We start from the raw sequence: 25,896 nt of genomic DNA, 5'->3' as shown, positions 1-25,896 counted from the left end.
ATACATTTAGGCTAGACAGATTAGCTATAACAAGTAAATGTTGAACGAATGAAGACCTTTAGACTTTTTAGCCTGCTTTGTGCGGCTATCCTAGGGATGATTTTCGTCTCATGTAAGGCTGCCGAAGAGCCAAATAGAGGTAAGGGAGGAGGGACAAACACTAGTCAGACAAAGCTCCCCGATAATATAGACTTCAAGAGTGAGTCCTCATCTAAGACCATTCAAGTGGGAGACTTGCCACAGGGATGGCGTGCGCAGAGTGACCAGTCGTGGTGTAGTGCAAAGCCTCAGGGTAAGATCCTCATCGTAGAGGTACAGACTAATGATGATACTGAGATCCGTCAGGCCAAGCTCACCATCAGCTCTTCTGCTGGGGAAAAGTATATCAACGTACGCCAGCTAGGTACAGCTCCTGCTATCTTGGTTGACAAACAGATCTTTACTATACCAGCCTCTGGTGGTCCCATTGACTTTGTCATTACGACCAATACTCAGATTGAGGTGAAGCTCCCTGAGTGGGTCAAGTCGCCGTCCGAGCTAAAGGCCATGAGGAAGGAGAGTCATTCCTATGTTGCCCTCTCTCATACAGGCGAGAGTAATCGTGTAGCCAAGATTGAGATTGTACAGAAGGGCGTTGCTGATGCCTCCAAGGCTGTACGTGCCTTCATCTCCCTCACACAGCTTGGAGCGAAGGATTATGTTGCAGGTAGCACGGAGAGTCTGTCTGATGATGAACAAATCAAGGTTGTAAGTGGCCAAGCTTCCTCCTTCCAGCCTAATGGCGGAGAGATTGAGAAGTCGTTCGATGGAGATATGAATACGCTCTATCATTCCAATTGGACCAACACTGGCAAGAATTACTTCCCCATAACTCTAACCTACAACTTCGCTGAGCTATCGGATGTAGACTATCTCGTCTACTACCCACGTACGAGTGGCCAGAATGGAAATTTCAAAGAGGTTGATATCGAGGTGTCGCAGGATGGTGTGAACTTTGAGAAGCTCGTCTCCAAGGACTTCGGGGGGAGCTCACAGCCCACACGTGTCATCTTTGATCGCCGTTTGCAGGCGAAGAGCTTCCGCTTTATTGTACGTAGTGGAGCAGGGGATGGGCAGGGCTTCGCCTCTTGTGCTGAGATGATGTTTTTCAAGCGTAGTAGCAAGAGTTTTGATTATAAGACACTCTTTGCTGATGACCTGTGCACGACCCTACGCTCCGACATCACCGATGCCAAGATTGCTCAGTGTACGGATCCTTTCTTCCGCAACCTAGCCTTCTTCATCAAGCAAGGTAAGTATAACCAGGAGTTCCGTGTTGCCAGCTTCAAGCCCTACCTTCACCCCAATGTGATGGCGACACGCAATAAGACCAATCCCTACTCTCTCCTAGATAACCCTACTGGTATATCGGTCAAGAAGGGTGAAGACCTTATTGTCTTCGTTGAGGATACGCATGGCTTCGAAGGTCTAAGCCTACGTGTACAGAACCTCGACAAGCCTGGGGGGGATGGCTTCGGGGGTGAGTACTACCCTCTCTACAAGGGTATGAATAAGCTCAAGATGCGCTCTCCAGGTCTAGCCTATGTTATGTACCATACTATGGATGAGGCGCAGCTCGCTTCCCTGCATCCTCTGCGCATGCACTTCGCCACGGGTACTGTCAATGGCTACTATAACTCACAAGATCCTAAGCTATCGGGACGTTGGAAGGAACTTCTAGGTAAGGCTACGGACAAATACTTTGATGTCCTCGGTAAGTATGCTCACCTGACATTTGAGACAGCTAACTTCCGAAACTATACCCCCGAGGGTCGAGACATTACCAATACCTACGACAGCATTGTACGCAACGAATGGGTACTACATGGGTACTATAAGTACAACTGTACGCCTAAGAATCGTATGTATCTGCACGTCATGTACCATGCTTTCATGTATGCTACTTGGTACCATACTGCCTACGAGGTCGGTACTGCTAAGGATATACTTGACCCCGCTAAGATGCGTAATCCCCTGTCTCAGGGTGCTGCTTGGGGGCCTTCACATGAGATTGGACATATGAATCAGATTCGTCCAGGTCTCCTTTGGCATGGGATGACAGAGTGTACTGTGAACATTCCTTCGGAGTATATCACGACCTATGTCTTTAAGCAACCCTCACGTCTACAGGATGAGCGGATGGGCGATGGTAACAATCGCTATTCGCTTGCATTCTCACATATCATTGCAGGTGAGACCCCATTCTGCACCGCAGGTAGTACGAATATTAAGGATGGTATTCCTCAGGGAGTTGATGTATTCAAGCAGCTAGTACCTTTCTGGCAGCTTGAGCTCTATTTCGGTAGGGTGCTTGGCAATAGTCCCCGTCTGAATAAGGATGCCGTTTCGGGCTTCTACCCCGACCTCTATGAATACTTCCGCAGGCACAACTCTCCAGAGACGCCAGGTACACAGCAGGCAGAGTTTGCCTATGCAGCCTCTAAGGTTGCTGGGCGAGACCTCACCCGCTACTTCGAGAGATGGGGCTTCTTCCGTGCCGTCAATACTACTATTGATGACTACGGGAAGAGACCCTTTGTGCTGACCGATGTTGAGGCTCATGCTGTGAAGAATCGTATTGCAAGCCTCAAGCTACAGAATATCGAAGACCTCGCTCTAGAGTATATCACCGATGATAATGCCTACCTCTATAAGGATAAGCCAAGTATTATTGAGGGGAACAAGCCTTCTATCAGCAGCCAGTCCGTAAAGATTACTGGTTGGAAGAACGTGGTTGCCTTCGAGGTATATAACGCTCAAGGCAAGCTCATCTTCGTGGCTGATGCTACTTATCCCAAGGATGGGGAAACACATTTCTACCTCAGCTCTCCTTGGGTCAAGGGCAATACGATTAAGGCTGTCTCTGCTGGCAATATACGTGTTATTGTACCTGCGAACTAGGGACTGTATACTATAAATGGGTACTCTTAGTTGGTATCCATTCTCCTCGCCCCACACTTTGGCTTCAGCGCGAAGTGTGGGGCGAGGCCGTTTTGGGGAAGTTAAAACCTCATAGCATTGAGAAGCATCAACCCTTATTATTGTGGAGGGTGTGAAGAACGCTTATGTTAGGGACGGGAATAGAAAAGCAGGCACGTAGCCGAGTGCTACGTGCCTGCTTGGCTTGGTAGAGTAAATTGCTAGAGCAAGCTACTACTCGATATGTTTGTCCATGTTCGCTTGGACTGGGGAGAGCTTGCCGATAGCTGGGTTACTTCTTTTTAGGGATGGTCTTGAGCATCTCGTCGATTGCTCTGATGAGCTGTGCATCGTGACCACGAAGGTATTCCTCTGGGGTAGAGTAGACCTCGATATCAGGATGTAGTGTGGCGTTCTCTAGGGGCTTGCCGTCTAGGTCTGAGCAGGTCACTTGGGGGATGCCGAAGACGATGTAGGGGTTGATCTGTGACTCCCACCAGACTGCCGTCATTGTACCTGCCACAGGTGAGCCGATGACCTTCCCGAGACCAAGCACCTTGTAGACCCAGGGGAAGCCGTGCCCGTTGCTGTAGTTTCCTTCGCTTACGAGGACACAGCTGGGCTTGTTCCACTGCATGAAGGGGTCATCGCCGATGTACTGGCCACGAGGAGTGAAGGTGAGGTACTTCTTCCCGCTGAGTAGGTGGGCGAGGTCTTCGTGGAGCCAGCCACCTCCGTTGTAGCGAGTATCAACGATCACAGCATCGGTATTGCGGTATTTACCCAATAGATCCTGGAAGGCGGTGCGGAAGCTAGGGCTGCTCATCGAACGAACGTACACGTAGCCGACACGTCCACCACTGCGCTCGCGTACGAGATCCTCACAGTGACGGAGCCAGCGACGATAGAGGAGTTCCTCTTGCCAGCCCTGAGAGCAGGGCTTGACGATTTGGTCAAAGCGCTTGCCCGTCTTGGGGTCAAGGACGGTGAGGTTCACACGCTTGGAGACCTTCCCGTTGAGGTAGAGCTCAATGGGCTGATCGGCCTTGATGAGTTCGCCATCAATGCGCTCGATGATCATGCCCTTCTCTACCTTGGAGCCACCGAAGCTGAGCGGGCCACCCTGTAGGAGCTCAACGATACGTAGCCCATCGCCCTTGTAGCTGTTGTCGTAGAAAGCCCCAAGAGCTGCGGTAGCAATAGGGCTCTTCTTGGGGAAGCTACGACCACCCGTGTGGGAGGCATTCAGCTCACCTAGAAGTTCGCTGAGTAGCTCTGCGAAGTCGTCATCGTTGTTGATGTGGGGTAGGAAGCGTCGGTAGGTCGTACGGTAGTAGTCCCAGTCTACGCCGTGGAGCTTCTCGTCATAGAACTTATCCTTGACCTGTTGCCAAGCGTGGTCGAAGATATAGGCACGCTCCTCAGCAGGACGGTGATCGAACTCAGCAGAGAAGCTGATAGGCTTCACCGTGCCTGAGCTCTCTACCTTAGAGAGTCCACCATAGGATGTGCCTACATAGATTGTCTTGCCGTCCTTGCCTAGACGAAGCTCTCCGTAGCCAATCTTGGGGGAGAGTACCTTGGTCGTCTTGGAGACGAGGTCTTTCTCCCAGAGATCAGCATCTTCGCCGTAGCGCATGATGTAGTAGAGCTTCGTGCCATCAGAGTTGATAAGCGCATCGGATAGGCTACCGGAGGCAGATGTGAGGCGAATGACACGATTCTCACGGTCGGTGAAGTCGGGAGTGAAGGGCTTGGTGTCCTTCTTCTCATCATCGGCCTTCTTGGCTGTCTTCTTACTCTTCTTGCTATCCTTTTTATCGGCAGAGGCGGTGTCCTTCTTGTTTAGGTCCTTCAGCTCCTTGTGGAGCTCACGTTCCTCCTTGCTAAGCTTGAAGTCCTCGAATGCCTCCCTGTCAAGGAACATCAGGTATAGGTCACTCTGCGCTCCCCAGCTCCCGTGGCTACGATAGCCAGATCGGTCAGAGTGGAAGAGGATAGCCTTGCCATCGAGGACGAACTTCCCCTGAGTGTCGCTGTAACCACTCTCAGTGAGGTTGATGACCTCTCCAGAGCCATCGGCCTTGACTAGAGCGCAGTCGGTGTGCATCCAGCCACCGATACCGATGTAGTTCGTTAGGATCCACTTCCCATCGGGGCTCCAACGGAAGTGCTGGTCGCCATCGGAATAGGAGTAGTTAAACTTCTTATCCAACACCTTCGTCTCCTTGCCCGAAGCGAGATCATAGACATATATGGCGGTGCGGTCTCTGAGGAAGGCTACACGCTTGCCATCGGGAGAGAAGAGTGGCTGGAAACTAGCTTCCTTTCCTTTGGTTAGTTGCTTTTCCTTTAGTTCTCGGGCATATACGAAGTGAGGGTCATCCTTGCGAACGAGCTCTGTCATATAGATCTGCCACGTGCCATCGCGTTCGGCAGCATAGACAATCTTCTTGCCGTCGGAGCTAATATCTACGTCACGCTCCTGCTGGGGGGTGTCGGTGATGCGCTTAGTTGTCTTGTACTCCGTATGGGTGACGTAGACATCCCCATGTGCAACGAAGGCAATCTCCTTGTCGCTTGGGGCAACAGCGAAGGACGAGACTTCGCTCGTCAACCACTGCTTATTGACTTGTTGCTCCTCTTCGTCACGGATGAGGGTGATGGCTACCTTCTGAGGTTTGCCCCCAGGGGTAAGAGTGTAGATCTCGCCATCATAGCCGAAGCAGAGTGTCCCGTCCTCTGCACGAGAGAGGAAGCGAACGGGATTCTTGGAGAAAGTCGTGATGCGCTCATCGCTGGCTGAGGGAGAGGCGCTCGTGCGATGATAGATGTTGTAGGAGCCATCTCGCTCGCTGAGGTAGTAGAAGCCACCCTTATCGTCCCAGACGGCATTGCGATCTTCACCTCCGAAGGTGGTGAGCTTCGTGTACTTGCCTTCCTTGCTTAGATGCCAGATGTCTTTTGTTACTGGGGAGATAGCGTGCTTACGCCAGATGTCTTCATAGCCCTTGATGTCGGTGTAGAGTATCTCGCCATTGCGTAGAGAGGGGCTTGCCATCGGCGTAGAGTTGTAGAGCCGTGGGCGAGCGATGTCCTTCTTGAGGTCGAGTGAGTAGGTCTGGACAAACCAGCTCCAGGGGTACATGCCGAAGTTGGCATCGGGCATGATGTCAGCTTGGAATAGGAGGGTGTTGTCATCAAGGAAGGCTACGGGGATCTCCTTCGTGCTGTTGTAGGTCAAGCGTCTCAGGCCTGAGCCGTCAGTCGAGATGATGTAGACGTCCTTCCCGCCCTCTCTATCCGAGGAGAAGGCTAGTCGCTTACTATCTGGACTCCAAATAGGGGTGCCGTCGTAGGCTGCGTTTGAGGTGATGCGCTGTGCACTCCCCCCTGCGGTGGGGACAGTGTAGATGTCGCCTTGGTAGCAGAAGGCAATGCTCCGACCATCTGGGCTAATCTGCTGATGTCTTAGCCAGAGTGGTGCAGACGCCTCTGCCCCGAGCGTACTACCCAGTAGTAGTGACGCCAGTGAAAGTGCTAGTACATGCTTCATAGTTGATATGTATTTAACTTAATAGATGCCTAGCAAAGTTAGCTTATATATACGAGTTTTCCTAGCCTTCAGCGCATGGCTAATGGGCTGTGCTACTTGCTACTACTACCTATTATTATCTTCGGGGTAGGCTTTCTTGCAGATTGGATCAACTTGTTTGATATAGGTTGAGATTTTCAGAGGTTGATGGTCATTTGCAAGTTGTTGATGTAGAGTAGGATAGAATGCCGTGTCAAATCGACTTAACGAGTTATGGTAACTCGCTGTAATGAGTTACCATAACTCGTCTCGAAGACTTACCATAACTTTCCTCGGCGAGTTACCATAACTCGTAATGACGACTTATGGTAACTCGTTTTGAGGGGATATTTAGCTTGGATTTTATAGGTTTTGGAATGTTTGTAAATGACGGATTTGTAGGCGTTTATGGATTTCTTGCCTCAAGGCGATATCTGAGGGACTGTTGTCAATTGCTTGTGCTTTGAACATATCTAAGATTCATGATGTTGTAGGCTCGTGTAGAGCATAATTGTTATCTTTGCACAGTCAATGTTGCAAAACGAGGGGGTAATATAGATTTATTTCCTTTATTATGCAGCTTGAGGAGGAACGGTTATTGGTGGCATAGTATCCACACAGCATAGCATAAATCAAAGTAAACAACATATATATTGTTATGGCTAAATATAAAAAAGAAGACCTGCTGAAGATGTACCGCAAGATGGAGGACATCCGCAACTTCGACAACAAGGTCAATCAGTTGGTACGTCGTGGTGAGATCCCCGGTATGACGCACTTCTCCGTCGGCGAAGAAGCCGCGAACGTGGGTGCAATCTCCGCTCTGGAGAAGGGTGACTTCATCACCTCGAATCACCGTGGTCACGGCCAGAGCATCGCGATGGACATCGACCTGAATGGTATGATGGCTGAGATCATGGGTAAGGCCAATGGCGTCTGTAAAGGTAAGGGTGGCTCTATGCACATCGCTGATGTAGAGGCAGGTAACCTAGGTGCTAATGGTATCGTAGGTGGAGGTATGGGAATCGCTATCGGGGCTGCACTGACACAGCAGATGAAGAAGACGGGTAAGATCGTCATGTGCTGCTTCGGTGATGGTGCTACCAACGAAGGGGCTTTCCATGAAACGCTCAATATGGCAGCGATCTGGAATCTACCCGTGATCTTCTACTGCATCAACAACGGCTACGGTATCTCTACTCCTATTAGCTCCGTCATGCGTACGAAGCATGTCTATGAGCGCGCATCGGCCTATGGTGTGCCTGGAGTGTTCATCGAGGACGGGAATGACCTACTCGCTGTACGTGAGGCCATGGACAAGGTAGTCAAGGATGTACGAGCCGGTAAGGGACCAGTGCTCGTGGAGTCAATCTCCTACCGCTGGTTCGGACACTCTACGTCTGACCCAGGTAAGTATCGTACGAAGGAGGAGGTAGATGAATGGAAAAAGAAGGATCCCATCCTCAGGTTCCGTAACTACCTCATCGAGAAGAAGCTCGCTAAGGCAGAGGAGCTAGATAAGATTGAGGCAGAGAGCCATGCAGCTATCGATGCCGCAGTAGAGTACGGGCGCAAGGGTCCCGAGCCTTCACCTGAGTCTGCCTTCGAGGACATCTTCACCGAATAATTGTTCGGTCTTCACTAACCCTAAAAGAATAGACTATTATTATTATGATAGAAGGACAAGAAACAAAGGTGATGTCCGTACGTGACGCCATCATCGAAGCCATGAGCGAAGAGATGCGTCGAGATGAGAACGTGTTCCTCATCGGTGAAGATGTGGGTGTCTACGGCGGAGACTTCGGTACGTCAGTCGGGATGCTTGAGGAGTTTGGTAGCGAGCGTGTACGTGACACCCCGATTTCGGAGAATGCTATCTCTGGCTGTGCTGTCGGTGCAGCTCTGACAGGCATGCGCCCGATTGTGGATGTGACGTTCATGGACTTCATCGTCTATATGATGGACAACATCGTGAATCAGGCTGCTAAGACCCGCTATATGTATGGTGGTAAAGGCTCCGTTCCCGTGGTCTTCCGTTGCGCAGCTGGCTCTGGCCTAGGCTCTGCAGCACAGCATTCGCAGAGCCTCGAGGCATGGTTCTGTAACATCCCTGGTCTGAAGGTCGTAGCCCCAGGCACACCTGCTGATGTGAAGGGGATCCTCAAGGCTGCTATCCGAGATAATAACCCTGTTATCTTCCTTGAGTACAAGGCTCAGTATAATATGAAGGGGGAAGTCCCCACCTCGCCAGATTTCGTCCTCCCCATCGGTAAGGCCGACATCAAGCGCGTAGGTAAGGATGTCACTGTCGTGACCTACGGACGCATGCTGGAGCGTGTACTCAAAGCTGCAGACAAGGCTCTTGAGAAGGGTATTGAGGTCGAGGTCGTAGACCTGATGACACTCATGCCCCTTGATAAGGAGGCCATCATTAACTCGGTGAAGAAGACAGGACGTGTACTCCTCGTTAACGACGCTCATAAGACGGGTGGTTTCCTTGGTGAGATCGCTGCCACAATTACTGAGAGCGATGCCTTCGATTACTTGGATAGCCGTATCCTACGCCTTGCCGCAGAGGATATACCTACCCCCTACAACCATTCATTAGAGGTAGCGATGCTCCCTGATGTAAATCGAATCCTGAAGTACATCGAGCGTCTCTACGACAAACGTTAGTCACTACTAAGCAACGATATGATTCGTGTATAGCCCTCCACTTCCTAAACAGGTGAGGGCTATATGCAATAAGATACAATCAATATGGGAAATGATAAACTGAGAGCCACACCAGCAGCCCGCTCCCTTGCTCACCGTATGGGGGTTGAACTGAGTGCTATAGTTGGCTCAGGTTACAAAGGGCGTATTCACGCTGAGGATGTAGCAGAGTTCAGCTATGAGAAGGCAGGAGGTATCACTCCTCTGGCGAAGAAGATCGCTGACTCGTTTGGCCTAGATACATCCACGCTCAAAGGGACAGGCTTCCGTGGCAAGATCACACGAGCTGATGTGGCAGCTGCCCTAGGGGATCGTTACTATCCTAACCTAGAGAAGATCATCGATCCGTTCACTCCTTCGGAGAAGGTTGCTGCACCCGCTTCTGCTCCTGCTCCACAACCCGTTGCAACGACTGCTGCACCAACTCCTTCTGCTCCTACTGCACAGGGTGGTGTAGAGATCGTACCAATGAACATGATGCGTCGTGTCATCGCCAAGCGCATGAGCGATAGCTATTTCTCCGCACCTACGTTTGTCCTCAACTACGAGGTCGATATGTACGAGGCAACGAAGCTCCGTAAGCAGCTCCTCGAGCCTATTAAGGAGAAGACTGGCAAGAAGCTCACAGTAACGGACATCATCTCTATAGCTGTTGTCCGCACCCTGATGAACCATCCGTACATCAATGCTTCGCTCTCGCCTGATGGCTCTCAAATAGAGCTACACAACTATGTGAACCTAGCCATGGCCGTAGGTATGGATGAAGGACTACTTGTACCTGTGGTACATGGTGCTGAGAAGATGGGGCTCGTAGAGCTAATGCTTCGCCTCAAGGATATCACCGAGCGTGCCGTGGGTAAGAAGCTCACCCCACAAGATCAAGAGGGAAGCACCTTCACAATCTCCAACCTCGGGATGTATGGTGTCGAGTCCTTCACCTCCATCATCAATCAGCCTAACTCCGCTATCCTCTCCATCGCAGGGACAAAGGAAATGCCCGTTGTACGCAATGGCGAGGTAGTCATCCGTCCTATCATGAAGATGAGCCTAACGAGCGACCACCGTGTCATCAATGGTCTCGGCGCAGCGAAGTTCATGCAAGAGCTAAAGGCTACACTGGAGTCTCCACTGCCTCTGCTCGTTTAATTCCATAAGTACGAAACATAAAAGATAGATCCTAAATAGATATGGCAACAGAGATCATCATGCCCAAAACGGGCTTAGACATGACCGAAGGTGAGATCGTCAGCTGGCGCAAGAACGAGGGAGATCCCGTACAAGCTGGTGAAGTCCTTCTGGAGATTATGACCGATAAAACCAGTATGGAGCTCGAGGCTGAGGCTTCGGGAGTCCTACTGAAGATCACACACCAAGCTGGGGAGACTGTACCCATCGCTGAGGTCATCGGTTACATTGGCGAAGCTGGTGAAAGCCTCGAGACTGTTCGTACAAAGGACGAAGTCGTCCCAGAGAAGCAGGAAGGTCCTAAGCACGAAGGTGCTCCCCTTCCCCTAGTACACCTCGAGGGCTCCTATCACCTCTGTGTGATCGGTGGAGGTCCTGCTGGTTATGTCGCTGCTATCCGTGCTGCTCAGCTCGGAGCTAAGGTTGCGATCGTTGAGAAGGCAGAGTTCGGTGGTACGTGTCTTAACAAGGGCTGTATTCCCACGAAGACCTTCCTTCGTAATGCGGAGATCCTTGATGGTGTAGAGCAGGCTGCTGCACGTGGGATTAACTTCGCTGATACGAGCTTCACTGTCGATATGAAGAAGCTCGTGACCTATAAGGATGGTGTCGTCAAGAAGCTCACGGGTGGAGTTTATTCTCTGCTGAAGAGCAACGGGGTAGAGGTCTTCCGCGGTGTCGGTAAGATCAATCGTGATAAGGACGTGGTTGTCGATGGTAAGGACATCATCAAGGCGGATAAGATCATCCTCGCTGGTGGATCTAAGGTAGGTCGTCTACCTATCCCTGGCATTGACCATCCTGCTGTCCTGACGAGTGACGACATCCTTAGCCTACAGGAGCGTCCAGAGAGCCTAGTAGTTATTGGTGGTGGTGTCATCGGTGTTGAGATGGCTGAAGCACTTGTCTCTCTAGGTACGAAGGTGACCATCATCGAGATGGCAGACCACATCATCCCTGCGCTTGATAAGGAAGTCTCTCAGACCCTACGTGCAGAGCTCGAGAAGCGTGGTGTGAAGATCCTCACAGGTGCTGGTATTGAGAAGATTGAAGACCGCTCGGGTAAGCTAGCTGCTATCCTGAAGGATGGTACAGCTATCGAGGGTGATAAGGCTCTGCTCTCCATCGGCCGTGTGCCTGACCTCGAGGGTGTGGGTGAGATCGAGTTCGAGATTGAGCGTGGACGTATCAAGGTCGATAAGTTCATGGAGACGAGCGTCAAGGGCATCTATGCTCCTGGTGACATCAATGGTCTGAAGATGCTTGCCCATACAGCCTTCCGCATGGGTGAGGTAGCTGCAGAGAATGCCCTACGTGGCAACGAGCGTGAGCTGAATATGCTCTCCGCCCCTTCTGTGGTCTACACACGTCCCGAGGTAGCTACGGTTGGTCTAACTGAAGATCAGGCACGTGAGAAGTACGGTGACATCCGCGTCGGGAAGTTCCCCTTCGCTGCTAATGGTCGTGCTCTAGCCTCTGGTGAAACGGCCGGCTTCGTGAAGGTTATCCTTGACAATAAGTATGGAGAAATCCTTGGTATCCACATCATCGGTGCTATGGCAGCAGAGATGATTAGCCAAGCCTCTCTAATCATGGAGATGGAGGGTACAGCAGAGGAAGTAATCGATACGATCTATGGGCATCCCACCTACTCCGAAGCCTTGTATGAAGCTCTTGCTGATGCTCTAGGTGTGGCTATCCACCTCCCTGCCAAGAAGAAGTAATCACTTCTACCCTAGGGTATACCGCTCTTATCGAGTCTTGTTGGCTCGATAGTAATTAGCCCCCACAGCCTCTCTATGCAGAGGGCTGTGGGGGCTTTGTTTTCCTCAGATAGGGACCTCGTAGCTACACGGTGAAAAGGAAACTCCAGTCATCCCTGTTAGCATTGAAACAGCTCTCCCCAAAATGCCCTAAACACGGGGCTTTGAGGAGAGGGAGAACGAGTTATGGTAAGTCGTCGCGATGACTTACCATAACTCTCTACGACGACTTACCACAACTCTCCTGAGCGAGTTACCATAATTCGTTCCAGCGAGTTATGGTAACTCGTGATGAGGTGATTTTATTCCCGATCTAATTTGCTGATTTGTAATCTAGAGATGAGAAAGAAGCCCTAGCCCATCTCCTATTGTTTATTTGAGTGAGTGGTCTTGGTGATGAAGGCTAAGCTGTCACCCGGCACACGAGCTCGGAACCAATGCTGTAGCTTGACGAACTCTGCGGGTCGGAGCGTCTTGCCTGCTTCCAGTCCTAATAGGACAGCAATGTAGCGAGTGGAGCTGGTTGTATCGGTCTGAACCTCAACAATAGGTGCAAGGCTAAGGCTACGAACGCTAGGGAAGAGGATCACGAGTTCGGAACGAAGCTCTCGTGCATATTCCTCATAGAGGGTATATTCAGAAAGCCTTTGTGAGAGTGCAGTATTTTCTGTAGATAGCTCCAGTAGCTTTTGATGATCACTTGCTGGGGTATAGAGGTGTTGCTCTTTTTGAATGCTATTTGCTAGCAGGCTGTCAGATTGCACTCCTTGGATGACGGTAAGGTGGAAACCATGAAGGCCATAGCTAGCAAGTCGTCCCTCAGCTACTTTGCGAAGTGAGTCTGAAATCTCTCGCCCGACAGCCACGATGCGTAGTGTCGCCTCCTGACGATCTGCAGATGAGGAGAGGATTTGCGTCCCAGACTGAGATAACTCACCTTTGACAAAGTTGTGGACATTGTTCTCAAAGATACTTGTGCGGATGATATTGACTGTCATTACGAGTGCTGGTGCCGTAGTCGCTATGATGACGCCTGTGAGGATGTGCCTTGCCTTCTTTGCTTTATCTGTAGAGAGGAAGCTGTGTGGAGGGAACTTCATCATTCGTACCCCTATTGCCGTTGCTAGACTGATGAAGACTGTGTTGATAAAGAAGAGGTAAAAGGCACCTAGGAAGAAAAACAGGTTACCTGAGGCTATTCCATAGCCAGCCGTACAGAGAGGGGGCATAAGTGCTGTAGCGATGGCAACACCAGGGAGGACATTGCCACTTTTGCCTCCACGAGTTGAGAGGGCAATGATTCCAGCCGCTCCACCAAAGAAGGCAATCAGCACGTCGTAGAGAGTTGGTGAGGTACGAGCCAGGAGCTCTGACTGAGCTTCACCTAGTGGGCTGATGAGGAAGTAGATTGTAGCGGTTAGGACGCTGATGAGTGTAGCAACACTGAAGTTCTTCGCTGCTCGCTTGAGGAGCTCTAGGTCGTTGATCCCCACAGCAAGCCCCATGCCGATGATTGGTCCCATCAGAGGAGAGATGAGCATTGCTCCGATGATTACTGCAGTAGAATTGACATTCAGCCCCAGTGAAGCTATGAAGATAGCGGTGATAAGTATCCAGAGGTTAGCTCCTCTGAAGGAGATGCCTCGAGTAATCTCCTCAATGATCTCTTGGTTCTCCTCGAGATCTGGACGAATATTGAAGTAGACTCGTATTGATTTGAAGATATTCATAATATATGGGGCTTAGGGCGAAGAGAGGAGAGATATCAATCTTCCTTAGATTTTAGTTCAAGGGGAGTGTTAATTAGCCTGTGATTGCTGGAGCTTGTAGCCAAACAGGCTAAGGGCAAGAGCTATGCCAAGGCGATAGAGTGCGTAGAGTGTATGGGTATAGAGCTGGAAGGCTAAGGGGCTTGAGGGTTCTGCTCCTTCGCGCATCAGTAGGCTATGAGACTGTTCAGAGGCTCGGCGAAGGAAGGCTGTATAGAGCTTAGCTTTGTCACTCTCTTTGCCGAATCCAAGTACATCCTCAAGGACATACTCATCCAGCTTATCCCAACCTCGGGCGTCACGTATCTGCTGATAGAGCGTCTCTGGTTTGATTGCTCCATAGTGTTCCCAGTCACTGTCCCAGAGAGCAGCCATTGCCATCCCTACAAAGGCAATCCATCCGAGGGAGACTAGAGGATACTTCTCGAAGTCGGGGATGGCATCGACTAGATAAGCCTTAGTAACTGAGGAGAAGAGCACAGTGAGGTCATCAGTCTCTAGGAGCTGTTTATCCAATAGCCCTTCTTCCTCGGCGAGGCGCAGGAGATGGCTCTCTAGTGATGTGGTGTATTGCCTTATATTTTCTGTTTCGTTCATTCAGAGAGTAATGCTTGAGTGGAAGGAAAGATTAAAAGCTTCCTCCTCTGGGATAAGAAGTTACTTCCCAACGGAGTTCTCCTCTTTTAAAAGGAATCAAAAGGAGAGAACAATGTTCATTGCAGGTAAAATCTTCTGTTCGAACTGATAAAGCAAGTTACGATTAGCTGGCAAGGTTGAGATGATTCACGACAAGTGTGGGAATGGTGTTTATAAGGGGAATTCCAGTGATAAGGCTATCAGAGAGAGCTAAACATAATCTTCCCATTGGGAAGCAACCAAAGAGATAATCTCTTGAGGTACGAAGTATATCTTCCAACCTAAAAGCCAAGCGACTGCGATACACAGGGTATCGCAGCCGCTTGGCTTTCTGTTGCTAAAGGAATCTACACGTGAGCCGCATAGGCTGGGAGCGTGTAGCGAGAGAGGCTACTTGCGCTGGAGCTTGGGCTGGGCAAAGACCTCGACCACACCACGGAAGTGCTCGCTGTCGATAGCAGTCTTCGAGGTAGACTTACCGATGGCGTATGAGCCCCAGGTCTGCACGGGAGAGAGTGCCTGATACTGCTCGAAGACGAGTTCACCCTTGGTCGTGATGTTGATACGCAGGGGATCACGGTTCCCGATGATGACCGTTGGATTCTCTGCATTGGTATCATCGGCAGCGAGGAGCGAGATGTAGTAGATGGGCTTACCATTCTCGGTATCCTCATAGAGCGTACGACCATTGGTTAGGACAAAGCCACGACCTGGGGTAAAGTCAATATCCCAAACGAACATATCCTCGATGATGAACTGCGCCTTGGTGTCGGTGACACGGACGATCTTGATATTAGCCGTAGTCTCAGCGAGCTTGTTCCCATCGATCGTATGAGCTGTCTGGATATACTCACCAGCGACATCCTTGAGCGAGGCCTGCGTGACCTGCAGGGAGTCGATCTTGCCCAGAGCAGTAGCCGTGACCCAGGCAGTACGTGGACGGCCAGTGGTGTTAGCTGCGGTCTTGATGGTGAGGATATTCCCAGAGAGGGTAGCTGTGACCCAGCTATCCGTGGTAGCATAGGTCACGGGGACATTGGAGGTCACCTTGACAGCACGCTCTACGGCTTCGTCACCGCCGATGATGTTATTCGTCTTGGAGAGACCGAAGTTCACACCTTCCTGCATGACGTTTAGGGCGATGGAGTCACCTGTGGCGTTCTTGATGACGAGGAGCGTGTTGCGAGACTCCAGCTGCTCGTTGGTCTTAGCGGTGAGGTGAAGGCTCGTACCACTTACAGTGACACTGAGCCAGCTGTCCTCAGCATAGGCACTGCTGGGCGCCTTGTCGAGGGTGACATCCTGAGTGCCACCGATGACCTTGAAGAGCTTAGGCGCAGAGAGCACGGAGAAGGTGGTCTTGGGCTGCTCGGGGGTATCCTTACGGCAGGAGGCGAAGAGGAGCACGACTGCCGATAGGGCTATGATGAACTTATTCATATATCGATCTTAGTTGTGATTAGAGCCATTACTACTTCCTAGTCATGTGTTCGATCTTAGGCATGACGATCGGAGTGACAAGCTTACCTTCACGTACCATAGGTACACGCTGGTTGCCTTGGAACTCGTAGGCCACACCGAAGAAGGAGTTGATGACACCGATGTCTGGAGTCTTGTCCCCCGTGGCTATCGCCATGCCCATATCTTCGTCCCAAGCGAAGGTAATACCATACTCGGACTGCTCCTGGTGGATATTGGTCTTGCCATCCTCCGAGATATTGGCAGGATAGAGTACCATGCCAGCAGGTGCCTCGGGCGTATTCTTGACAATCGGCTGCATGATGATGCGGATAGCCCCCTTGGCCTTGTCGTAGGGGACGAGGATTGGGTAGGTCTTCTTCTGGAAGGTGAGTGTACCCTTGAGGAGCCCCTTCGCCTTGTCGTTATCCGAGGTAGGCGCCTCGATCTGTAGGAGCGTAGGGGTGCGTCGTACCCCGGGGGCAGTGGAGGCCTCGTGCTTGATGCTCCAGGTGCCGTACCAGAAGTCCTGCGTCTTGTAGCCACTGGGGCGGAAGAGCACTGCAGAGAGATCACCAGAGACAAACTTCTTAGCCGCAGAGTCCCAGGTGAAGGTGCTGTACTCCTTACCCTCTACGACGAGGGGCGAATGTAGGACGATACCCTTGTCGGTGAAGTTGAAGGGAGTATCGAACTCCTTACCACCGAGGGTGACGTTGAGGCGGTTCTGAGCCGTATTGATCGTACCCTCAGCCAGCTCCTTATCCCCGAGCTTGAAGGAGAAAGAGCTCGAGGTAAGCGCATCCTTGATCGTCACGATAGCGAGCATATACTCCTCCCACGAAGAGCCCTTGGGCATACGGGTGAGGGTCATGTTGTTCTTCCACTTCTTCCCTCTGAGGTGGATCACATCCGTAGAGGTAGAGATGAAGGCGAACTCATAGTCCCCCTGGATACCATCGGGATAGCCGAGAGCAGCGGAGGCGAGGAAGTGCAGCGCCTCGTTGTAGGTATTGACCGTGAGCACGGGACCTTGGTCCTGGACGACATCGTAGTCGGAGGTGTAGGCTTGGTCGGGCACACGCTCAGAGAGGACGGTGATCTTCCCATCCTTGAACTTCATCAGCAGGGTGTAGCTGGGGCCAGAATAGTCCTTACCAGCGTAGTAGTGCATGATCCAGCCCTCGGCGGAGGACTCGAGTAGCTCCTTGTTCATCCGTACGGCTTCGTCTAGTCGCTCAGCAGGGGACTTGTCGAAGATCGTCTTGCTATCCTTCAGACACGAGGGAGCACTGAGGGTCACCAGCGCCAGAAGGATATATATGCATATCTTGTACATGTTGTCTAAGTGCTGTTAGTTGATAAATCGGGATAGCCCCGGGGAGTGGAGGACTCTGCTCACAGAGGAGCGACCTCAGCACCCTGAGAGAGGGGCTAGAGCCCAGCTATTATTTGAGCTTAGAGAGATCAAGCGTAGCGACCTGTCCACCACGGCGGATCACGACATCACGTAGCTGGTCAAGGTCTAGTCCCCAGGAGCTCTGTGTGTACTCCTTGATGAGCGTGAGCTTCTGATTGATGAGATTAGCCCCTCGGGTACCTGCCTCATCGAGGATCGCCTGCCAAGCCTGTGGCGTGTAGGTGACGTAGAAGGAGAGCATCTCGGCGAAGTCCTCCGCACCATTCATCATAGCATAGGGCGAGACGAAGCCTGCACGGCGGGCATCGCGAGTGGAGACATTGAGCCAGTTCCCACTGACGTAGCCCGACTGTGTGACGAGGTCAAAGGCAGGGTTGTAGGGCTTGCGCTGGTTGAGAATGTGGGTGAACTCGTGGTGCATCGTGTGGAAGTAATACTCCGTCATCGCACTATAGTCATGTAGGAGCTCATCGGTGAGGGCATTGATCTTGTTGAGTGTGACCTTGTAGCCCCCCTCTGCACTCCCGACGACCTCGGTGCGCTGGCGGGTATAGGCAGATGAGCCCACGGCGACGATGATACGTGGTGCGCTCTCCTTGAGGAAGTCAGGGCCGACGACCTCATTATAGGCATCGAACCAAAGGAACTTAGTGATCATCGCCAGCTTGGCTGTCTTGGCGGAGTCGGCGGGTACGAGGTTGTACGTTAGGTCGGTCTCGCCATCCTTGAGCTTGTACTGGAAGTCGATGTTATAGGGGTTCGTATAGTTCTTCAGTAGCCAACGCTCGAAGGTATTACGAGCCACGGGTGTCGTGGGGAATATCGTTGCGCCACTGGGGGTGTCTTTGCTGCACGAGCTGATAGCTCCTACCGAGAGGAGGAGGGCTAGGCTCATTGCTTTCAGGATCTGTTTCATATACCTTGTTCGTATTAAGTAGTCTAGGTGAGCCCTAATGCCTCTGTCGGAGAGGCGGAGGGCTCAGACCATTTACGGTGACGAAGAATAGCCGTTAGCGAGGGTTAGCCGTTAGTCCAGCAGAGATCACATCCTGAGGGATCTGGATGGCTAGACGTGGGTCTCTAGCCTGCATCTGGTCTGTGACCTGCTCCAGTACCCCCGTAGAGCTGATGCGTCTGCGGTAGATAGTGATACCATAGCGCTTGACATCCTGCATACGTAGCCCCTCGTGGATCGTCAGCACACGACGGAGCTGGAGGATACACTGTAGGAGAGGCTCCTGAGTCACCTTGTCGAGGGTGATGGAGGTGTGAAGCTCCTTCTTAGGCGTAGGGGCATCTGGCTTGTAGTAGGCCGTGCCGTTGTAGAAGGTCTTGATCTGATCTAGGGTGATCTGGACACCACGTTTGGTGAAGACCGAGAGCTCGGCATTGAGGTCTGCAAGTGCCTCGTCATAGCGACCAAGCAGAGCAAGAGCCTCGGCACGCACGAGCAGAGTCTCATCTGTGGTGAAGACGGGGTACTGCGAATAGGGGATCCCGATACCAGCCTGACGGTCGATGTACTTCGGTGTATAGGGGAGCTTGCGCAGGGCGTACTTAGAGATACCCGAGTTATTCACCACGACGTAGTTCATCTCCTGACCACTAGTAGCCCAAGGGCTAGGAGCCTGTAGGGTCTCCTTGTCTGAGATCAGGTTACCATGAGCGAACTTGCTACCGGCAGAGATAGGGATGCTGATCCCACCCCATTCCGTAGCGATGACCTGTAGGAAGAGGTTCGCCTTATTGGAGGACTTGACGAAGTCGTTGGGCTGGATGTTGCCACTCAGACCCAGCTTGCTCCATGCAGACCAGTCACGTAGGACGCTGGCGGGGCTACTCCCTAGGACACGTGTAGCGTGCTCGACAGCCTTATCGAACTTGCGGTAGTAGAGATAGAAGCGAGCGGCGAAGGCATGTGCAGCATTCACATTGAAGTGGAACTTAGGCGACACATACCTGCTCCCTAGCTCGGGGATCCCCTCCGTGATGTCCTTCTCTATATGAGCGTAGAGCTCCGCCAGTGTACCACGCTGATAGGTGATACCGGGACGATCCTCGGGGATCTCGGGGTAAGGTAGCCCTAGGTCCTTGCTAGCTGTCTCTGGTGCGTAAGCCTGACAGAAGACATTAGCGAGCTGGAACATCGCATACGCACGACAGAGCTTCGCCTCGGCGAGCTGTGTCGAGTAGGCGGACTTATCGGAGACCGAGTTGATATGCTTGATGACCTCGTTAGCCGTCGTGATAGCGGTGTAGTGGGCATCCCAGAGCTGCTGTGGGGTCTCCTGGTCACGTACCTCGGAGATATCCTCCCAGCGATAGGCCTGCTCCTGGAAGCGGTTAGCCGCAGTCCACGTAGCATAGTTATGCTCATCGGTATTGTCCGAATACATCTCTAGCAGGTAGGCAGGGTGTCCCTCGGGGTATGCTGTGACGAGGAGCTTGCTGGCATCCTCGGGGCTCGAGAGCTCCATTCTATTATCGGGGTACTTGTCCAGGTACTGGTTACATGCTGTGAAGGCAAAGGCCGTCAGGAGCAGTGTGGATACGATATATAGTCTCATCGTTGTCAAGTGCATATTAGAGTCCGACCTTCAGAGAGAATGTAAACTGCCTAGGCATGGGGGAGGCTACACCACCAGCGTTGAAGAACTCGGGGTCTTGCCCGTTGAGCTTCTTGTCTGCATAGAGTAGGAAGAGGTTCGTAGCCTGTAGCTTCACCGAGATGCTATTGATCGGGGTGTGCTTGAGCAGTGTCTTCGGCAGGTCATAGGCTAGGGAGATCTCCTTCAGACGGATGAAGTCCCCCTTAGCGATGCGTGCCGTAGAGTAGTTGTAGCCGTTGTAGGCATAGCGCAGGTTGGTATTCTTCTCATACTCTCTGCGGCTGAGGATGCCTGGTACGTCTGTCTTCTTCTCCTCGCCTGACTGTACCCAGCGGTTGTTGAAGGCTTGGGTCATGGAGGACATATCGTTGTACTTGGCTCTGAACTTCGGGTCTAGTCGTACGACATTGCCAAACGAGTAGGTGAGGAAGACATTCAGGTGGAAGCCCTTATAGGAGAATACGTTCCCCAGCGACCCCGTGTACTTAGGATCTGTAGGGCCTTCGTACTTGAGGAAGTCGGTGTGGTTACGCTCCTGGAAGTTGATGTTATCCGTCGTGATCTGTCCCTTCTCATTGACGAGCATGGGGATACCCTCACTGTTGATTCCTGCGAAGGGGATAGAGAAGAGGGCACGGGCAGGATAACCCTTCTTGGCGAAGCCATTACCACTGACGAGCTCGATCACACGACCTTGGTTGTAGAGCTTCGTGATCTCGGAGTTGGTATAGGAGTAGACGAAGCTCGTAGACCAAGAGAAGTCCTTGGTGCGGATGTTGGTCGAGGAGATGCTGAGCTCCATACCGTTGGACTTCATCTCTGCCACGTTAGCAGGACGAATGACCGTACCACCGATCCCCTGAGTGATCATGGGGCCCATCTCGTCGAAGTTGTTACGAGTGTAGATATCGAAGGTGAAGTTCAGACGATCATCCCAGAGACCAGCATCGATACCGAAGTTCAGCTCGTTCTTCTTCTCATAGGTCAGATTGACATTGCCCAGCTGCTCGATGGCGATCCCGGGTTCCTTGTCCTCGGCGAAGAGCTTGAAGGGAGTCGTAGACTTGAAGATCGGGGTAGAATTGCTATACGAAGCATCAGGAGGTGTCCCCGTGAGGCTATAAGAGAGACGAGTCGTCAGGTGAGAGAGCGGACGGAGACGCTCAAAGAAGCTCTCCTCATGTACGTTCCAGGCACCTGAGACATTCCACGTGGACATCCAGCGGGCATTGCTGCTACGGCCGAGCTGGTTAGAGCCCTCATAGCGGTAAGTACCGTTGAAGACATAGCGCCCCTTGTAGGCATAGGTAGCATTGGTATAGAAGGCAGCTGTACGCCAGTTCGTATTCGTCAGGCCATAGTAGTCGTTCCCCTCCTCGACCTGCTTCTTGAAGTACTGGTATGGATAGAAGGGGGTCTCCCCAGCGTAGTACTGCATACCCCAGCCCTCATAGGAGGAGCGGTTACGCTGAATATCCACGGTCTCCATCCCCCCGAAGAGGTTGATGACGTGCTTGTGGTCGAACGTACGGTTGTAGTTCGCCGTCACACGGAAGTCATAGTCGCTCAGCGTATTCTCCGTCTTGTGGAGGATACCCCCGTTGGGCAGGATGCTCATCGGTAGGCTGTTGGGGTTATCTGGGTCTCGGTAGAGGTACTTGTTGGCGTCGCGGATGATGGAGTTCTGCATCGCACGATAGGCCAGCGCTTGGTTGGAGTTATCCTTGATGTTGTGCTGCTGCGAGGTCGTAGTGTGCTTGAAGGCACCGAGCACCGCTAGCTCTAGACCCTGGATAGGCTTGTACTTCAGCTCTACCTGGAACTTAGCGTCCTGCACCCCTAGGTCAATGTAGTTATTCTCTAGCTCATTGAAGATGTTGAAGGGTGCGTAGTTCGCTCTATAATAGGTACGGGGATCGAGTACACGGGAGGTATTCGTAGCGTACGAATAGGGGTTGATGTCGAAGTCTCGCTTCACCTCACCCCCTACGACGTCTACATCCTGCCCGAGCGTACCTGGGGCACGCTGCTTACGATAGGCAGCACCAGCGATGACGTTGATGGAGAGGTTGGAGAGGATATTATGTGAGACGTTGAGGTTCGCCGTGTAGCGGTTCACATTGCTCTGCTTGTACCATCCTGGGTCGATCATGGCACTGACGGAGGCATAGTAGTTGGACTTCGAGGTACCACCGCTCATACTGACGGAGTGGTTCTGCATGACAGCGGGAGAGAAGAGCTCCTTGAACCAGTTCGTGTTGCGGAACTCTGCCTGCTGTAGGTAGCGGTTCTGCGCCTCGGTGGTGTTGTCGAGTAGGAAGCGACCCTGCTTGGGATCGTAGGTATTGATGAGCTCGTACATCTTACCATAGATACCGTAGTCGCTGCCATTGAGCACCTCGGAGAGGTTCAGCCAACCCTTCGTGCGAAGCTCACGATAGATACCCATCTGCTCCTGAGAGTTGAGGATATCGAAGTTGGAGTATGAGGGGATGAGGCGGGAGGTGAACTCACCGGAGTAGTTGATATGAGCCTGCCCCTGCTTCCCCTTCTTCGTCGTCACGACGATCACACCTGCCATAGCACGTGCTCCGTAGATAGAGGTAGCGGATCCATCCTTGAGGATCTGGAAGCTCTCGATGTCATCGGAGTTAAGCCCTGCGATCGCAGAGCTGATGAGGGTCTCGGGGTTACCAGAGGCGAGGTCATCAGCTCCTACGTTGGAGACGTCCTCCATGATCACACCATCTACCACCCAGAGGGGCTTAGAGCTCCCGTAGATAGAGGTAGCACCACGGACACGGATCTTCGGAGCGGAGCCGAAGGTACCACTAACGTTCTGTACCGAGACCCCAGCGGCCTGTCCCTCTAGGGAGCGACTGACGTCGGCTACCCCACTGAGGCGAGCCTTGCCGGCATCGACCTTGTTGGTAGCTCCAGTGAAGAGTCGGCGGTCGGTCTTCGCTAGACCGGTGACAACGACCTCGGTGAGTACCTGAGTATCTTTGAGCAGGATCTTCATGTTCTCCCCTGCGGGTAGTACCTGTGTGTCCATCCCGACGAAGCTAACGGATATCTTAGGGTTCGCAACCTTTGTGGTCATGGAGAACCGTCCGTGGATGTCGGTAGCTGTAAACTCCTTCGTCCCTACGATTTGGATACGTGCTGAGACGAGAGGCTCATTATCGGCTGCGGATAAGACCGTACCCGATATTTTTGTTTGTGCCAAAAGGGAACTCACACACGTAAGGAGCGTGAGCACAAACAAGAGTAGTCTTTGCTTCATAGAGTCATTAAAGTGTACTAAAGAGATTGTATTAGTGTAAGTAGGTTGAGGTGAAACATCTGCTTTTTGTTTCACATAATTGAGGAATTAGCCTACGGTGGTCATATCGGATACATGGTGCTGAGGATAAGTATTAGGTTGTGTTATATGTACTTACTTGGGATTGCTTGTGTTGTGAGGCTCTAGATTGGGTGACGGGGTGTGTAATCCTGTCCCAGATCTCTGTATGCCTAGGCGTAATCTTTGCCCCCCTTCCTCCATGGGGGCCATGTGGGAGTATTGCATTTCCCAATTAGCTTTTCTCTAAATAGATCCAACCTGACTCTCTATGTTTGAATAGGGAGATAGGCAAAGTTAGTTATTAAAATGAATTAAAAGTACATCTAATCAATAGTTCTAAAATATGGCTAAAAAGCCATTATTTTGCTATGTATATCTTTTTGAGGTCCCGATCTGAGCTGATGAAATATGTCTTTTTGTATCCTCCTGTTTTGTGAGGCCAATATATTGCAGGCTAGTTCATCATTTCTCTGTGTCTGCTCTTCCCCCTCTACATATAACTTAATCGGTGCTTATAGAAATCCCTTAGGCACTGGGAGTTTAGAAGGGAGATGACGAGTTATGGTAAGTCGTCTAGACGACTTACCATAACTCGCTCAAGAGACTTACCATAACTCTTTTGGGCGAGTTACCATAACTCGTTCCGACGACTTATAGTAACTCGTTATAGAGCTATTCTCCTTGTTCCTGAATGTGCTGGTTTGTTGCTGTTTAGGTGGGGTTGGTTAGGTGGATTTAGGAGCTCGAAGGGGAATTGGAATAGCCCGCGCTAGTAGGCAGACTTGAGCTACCGAGTTATGAGGGACGATAATAAAAAAGCTCCTGCCGTGTAGCACTACACTACACGGCAGGAGCTGATGGTATAGGGGAGCATCTTGTTCCCCTAAAGAGAAGGGCTAGTAGCCGGGGTTCTGACGGAGCTTCTCTGGGTTAGCCTGCAGGTCATCCGATGGGATCGGATAGAGGGTGCGATAGGCATCTAAGCCCTTACCAGCAGCTACACCACCCTTCCACGGCCAGAGGTAGGTCGCAGAGGTGAACTTGCCGAAGCGGATCAGATCGGTACGGCGCTGTGCCTCCCAGTAGAACTCACGACCACGCTCATTGAGTAGCTCATCTAGGCTAGGCAGAGCGGTGTAGTTGCCCGTAGCGTTGCCATAGGCACGAGCACGGATGAGATTGAGATACTGGAGACCCTTTGAGCCGTCAGCCTTGCCACGGATGGCAGCCTCAGCATAGTTGAGATACAGCTCTGAGAGACGGAAGAGGGGGAAGTCCGTGTCGCAGTGGTCACCGTTGCTGCCGTTGGCACCTGCGCTGGTGACGTTGCGGAACTTATAGACGTAGACACCCTGATCGAACTTCGTGACGTCTGAGATCACTGGTGTAGTAGCCTTCATCAGACAGCGAGTATCAGTGGCGGTATTTGAGCCAAAGAGGTCAAGGAGCGCCTTGGTGGCACGGTTACCAGCCCAGCCACCACCGACACCCATGTTCTTACCCGTAGCCGTCTTAGCATCTGCCGAAGTAGAGCTATTGACGAGGAAGGTCATCCCACCCCAGTTCTGTGAGCTGGTACCATCGTAGTTGATGGAGAGGAGTACCTCGGGATTGTTCAGGTTGTTGTCTGCGAGGAAGAGGTTCTCGTACTTGGTGTGCAGGGTGTACTTGTTCGAGGAGATGACTCGCTCAGCATAGGTAGCTGCATCGGCATATCGCTCGGTACCCGTATAGACCTCAGCATTGAGGTAGAGGCGGGAGAGCAGTGCCCAGGCTGCAGCCTTGTCTGCACGACCATACTCGTTAGCCTTGGGCTCCATGAGGTCACTCTCGATTGCCTTTAGCTCGCTCTCTACATAGCTGAATAGCTCGGAGCGTGAAATCTGGCGAGGGTAAACCTTCCCCGTAGGTGTCGATTCGTCGATGAAGGGAGGATTCCCAAAGAGGTCCATCAGCACCCAGTACTGGTAGGCACGTAGGAAGCGAGCCTCAGCACGATAGGTCTTGATCGTAGCATCACTGGACTTGTCCCCAGTATTCTTGAGGAACTCTGAGGCGAGCTTGATCTGATAGATCGAGCGATAATAGAAGCCTCTAATGATGGGATTCGAGGCCGACCAAGAAATTGCATGCAAATCAGGTACACCGCCATCCCCCCAAGCACAGATAGCACTCTCGGAGGGGAGCTCCTGGAGGTTGAAGAGACCACGGAGGAAGTCACTCGTCCCCTCGTCTATACCAGCGATGTCACCACCATCCCCATTCCCTGTGAGGGCAAAAGCTCCATAAACCTTGGCGAAGGCCTGCAGGGTCTTCTCCGGAGAGTCGTAGACACGTGGGGCAGTGTCCCCGTTGGTGGGGAAGCGATCTAAGTCCTTCGTGCAGGAGCTAAGTCCTAGTACTCCTAGGAGCCCGAGGGTGAGTGTACCTCGGAGCATCTTCTTATTCATACTCATGATTAGC

Annotated in this window: 14 protein-coding genes; 5 read left to right on the top strand and 9 right to left on the bottom strand. The window is 51.9% G+C overall.

The window, feature by feature from the left end:
- The first annotated feature begins 48 nt into the window (after positions 1-48).
- Positions 49-2,940, top strand: coding sequence for a M60 family metallopeptidase (locus HMPREF0636_RS03405; protein WP_052328724.1), 2,892 nt, complete (start codon positions 49-51; stop codon positions 2,938-2,940).
- Between the two features lie 310 nt (positions 2,941-3,250).
- Here HMPREF0636_RS03405 and HMPREF0636_RS03400 read toward each other — a convergent pair whose 3' ends face one another.
- Positions 3,251-6,514 (bottom strand): S41 family peptidase, encoded by a 3,264-nt coding sequence (locus HMPREF0636_RS03400; RefSeq protein WP_044168495.1) that lies wholly within the window; start codon positions 6,512-6,514, stop codon positions 3,251-3,253.
- A gap of 676 nt (positions 6,515-7,190) precedes the next feature.
- Between HMPREF0636_RS03400 and HMPREF0636_RS03395 the strand changes: the two genes are divergently transcribed.
- The 4 genes from HMPREF0636_RS03395 to lpdA all read left to right on the top strand — a co-directional run bounded on the left by HMPREF0636_RS03395 (position 7,191) and on the right by lpdA (position 12,156).
- Complete coding sequence (locus HMPREF0636_RS03395; RefSeq protein WP_005467586.1) at positions 7,191-8,159, top strand: thiamine pyrophosphate-dependent dehydrogenase E1 component subunit alpha; 969 nt, start codon at positions 7,191-7,193, stop codon at positions 8,157-8,159.
- 44 nt (positions 8,160-8,203) lie between these two features.
- The gene (locus HMPREF0636_RS03390; protein ID WP_044168493.1) at positions 8,204-9,208 is read left to right on the top strand and encodes an alpha-ketoacid dehydrogenase subunit beta; all 1,005 of its coding nucleotides are present in this window, start codon (positions 8,204-8,206) and stop codon (positions 9,206-9,208) included.
- Between the two features lie 84 nt (positions 9,209-9,292).
- Positions 9,293-10,393, top strand: coding sequence for a dihydrolipoamide acetyltransferase (locus HMPREF0636_RS03385; protein ID WP_044168491.1), 1,101 nt, complete (start codon positions 9,293-9,295; stop codon positions 10,391-10,393).
- 41 nt (positions 10,394-10,434) lie between these two features.
- Complete coding sequence (gene lpdA / locus HMPREF0636_RS03380) at positions 10,435-12,156, top strand: dihydrolipoyl dehydrogenase (protein ID WP_044168489.1); 1,722 nt, start codon at positions 10,435-10,437, stop codon at positions 12,154-12,156.
- Positions 12,157-12,560: 404 nt separating this feature from the next.
- Here the strand turns inward: lpdA and HMPREF0636_RS03375 are convergent, their stop codons facing one another.
- The 8 genes from HMPREF0636_RS03375 to HMPREF0636_RS03340 all read right to left on the bottom strand — a co-directional run bounded on the left by HMPREF0636_RS03375 (position 12,561) and on the right by HMPREF0636_RS03340 (position 25,883).
- Positions 12,561-13,925, bottom strand: coding sequence for a DUF389 domain-containing protein (locus tag HMPREF0636_RS03375; RefSeq protein ID WP_044168488.1), 1,365 nt, complete (start codon positions 13,923-13,925; stop codon positions 12,561-12,563).
- 69 nt (positions 13,926-13,994) lie between these two features.
- The gene (locus HMPREF0636_RS03370; RefSeq protein ID WP_044168486.1) at positions 13,995-14,561 is read right to left on the bottom strand and encodes a hypothetical protein; all 567 of its coding nucleotides are present in this window, start codon (positions 14,559-14,561) and stop codon (positions 13,995-13,997) included.
- Between the two features lie 429 nt (positions 14,562-14,990).
- Positions 14,991-16,040 (bottom strand): BACON domain-containing protein, encoded by a 1,050-nt coding sequence (locus tag HMPREF0636_RS03365; RefSeq protein ID WP_044168484.1) that lies wholly within the window; start codon positions 16,038-16,040, stop codon positions 14,991-14,993.
- A 31-nt stretch (positions 16,041-16,071) separates the two neighbouring features.
- On the bottom strand, positions 16,072-17,397 hold the full coding sequence (locus tag HMPREF0636_RS03360) for a DUF4302 domain-containing protein (RefSeq protein ID WP_044168482.1): 1,326 nt from the start codon (positions 17,395-17,397) through the stop codon (positions 16,072-16,074).
- A gap of 109 nt (positions 17,398-17,506) precedes the next feature.
- A complete protein-coding gene (locus tag HMPREF0636_RS03355; RefSeq protein WP_044168480.1) occupies positions 17,507-18,394 on the bottom strand; it encodes a zinc-binding metallopeptidase in 888 nt (295 codons plus the stop codon).
- A gap of 94 nt (positions 18,395-18,488) precedes the next feature.
- Positions 18,489-20,045, bottom strand: a complete 1,557-nt coding sequence (locus tag HMPREF0636_RS03350) for a RagB/SusD family nutrient uptake outer membrane protein (RefSeq protein WP_169728688.1) — start codon at positions 20,043-20,045, stop codon at positions 18,489-18,491.
- A gap of 16 nt (positions 20,046-20,061) precedes the next feature.
- Entirely contained in the window at positions 20,062-23,373 is a 3,312-nt protein-coding gene (locus tag HMPREF0636_RS03345; RefSeq protein WP_044168477.1) for a SusC/RagA family TonB-linked outer membrane protein, read from the bottom strand.
- Positions 23,374-24,329: 956 nt separating this feature from the next.
- Positions 24,330-25,883 (bottom strand): RagB/SusD family nutrient uptake outer membrane protein, encoded by a 1,554-nt coding sequence (locus HMPREF0636_RS03340; RefSeq protein ID WP_248616865.1) that lies wholly within the window; start codon positions 25,881-25,883, stop codon positions 24,330-24,332.
- Positions 25,884-25,896: the final 13 nt, after the last annotated feature.

The organism is Porphyromonas catoniae ATCC 51270 (assembly GCF_000565015.1).
GTDB classification, from domain to species: domain Bacteria; phylum Bacteroidota; class Bacteroidia; order Bacteroidales; family Porphyromonadaceae; genus Porphyromonas; species Porphyromonas catoniae.
This window is presented reverse-complemented; position numbering and strand designations above follow the sequence as displayed.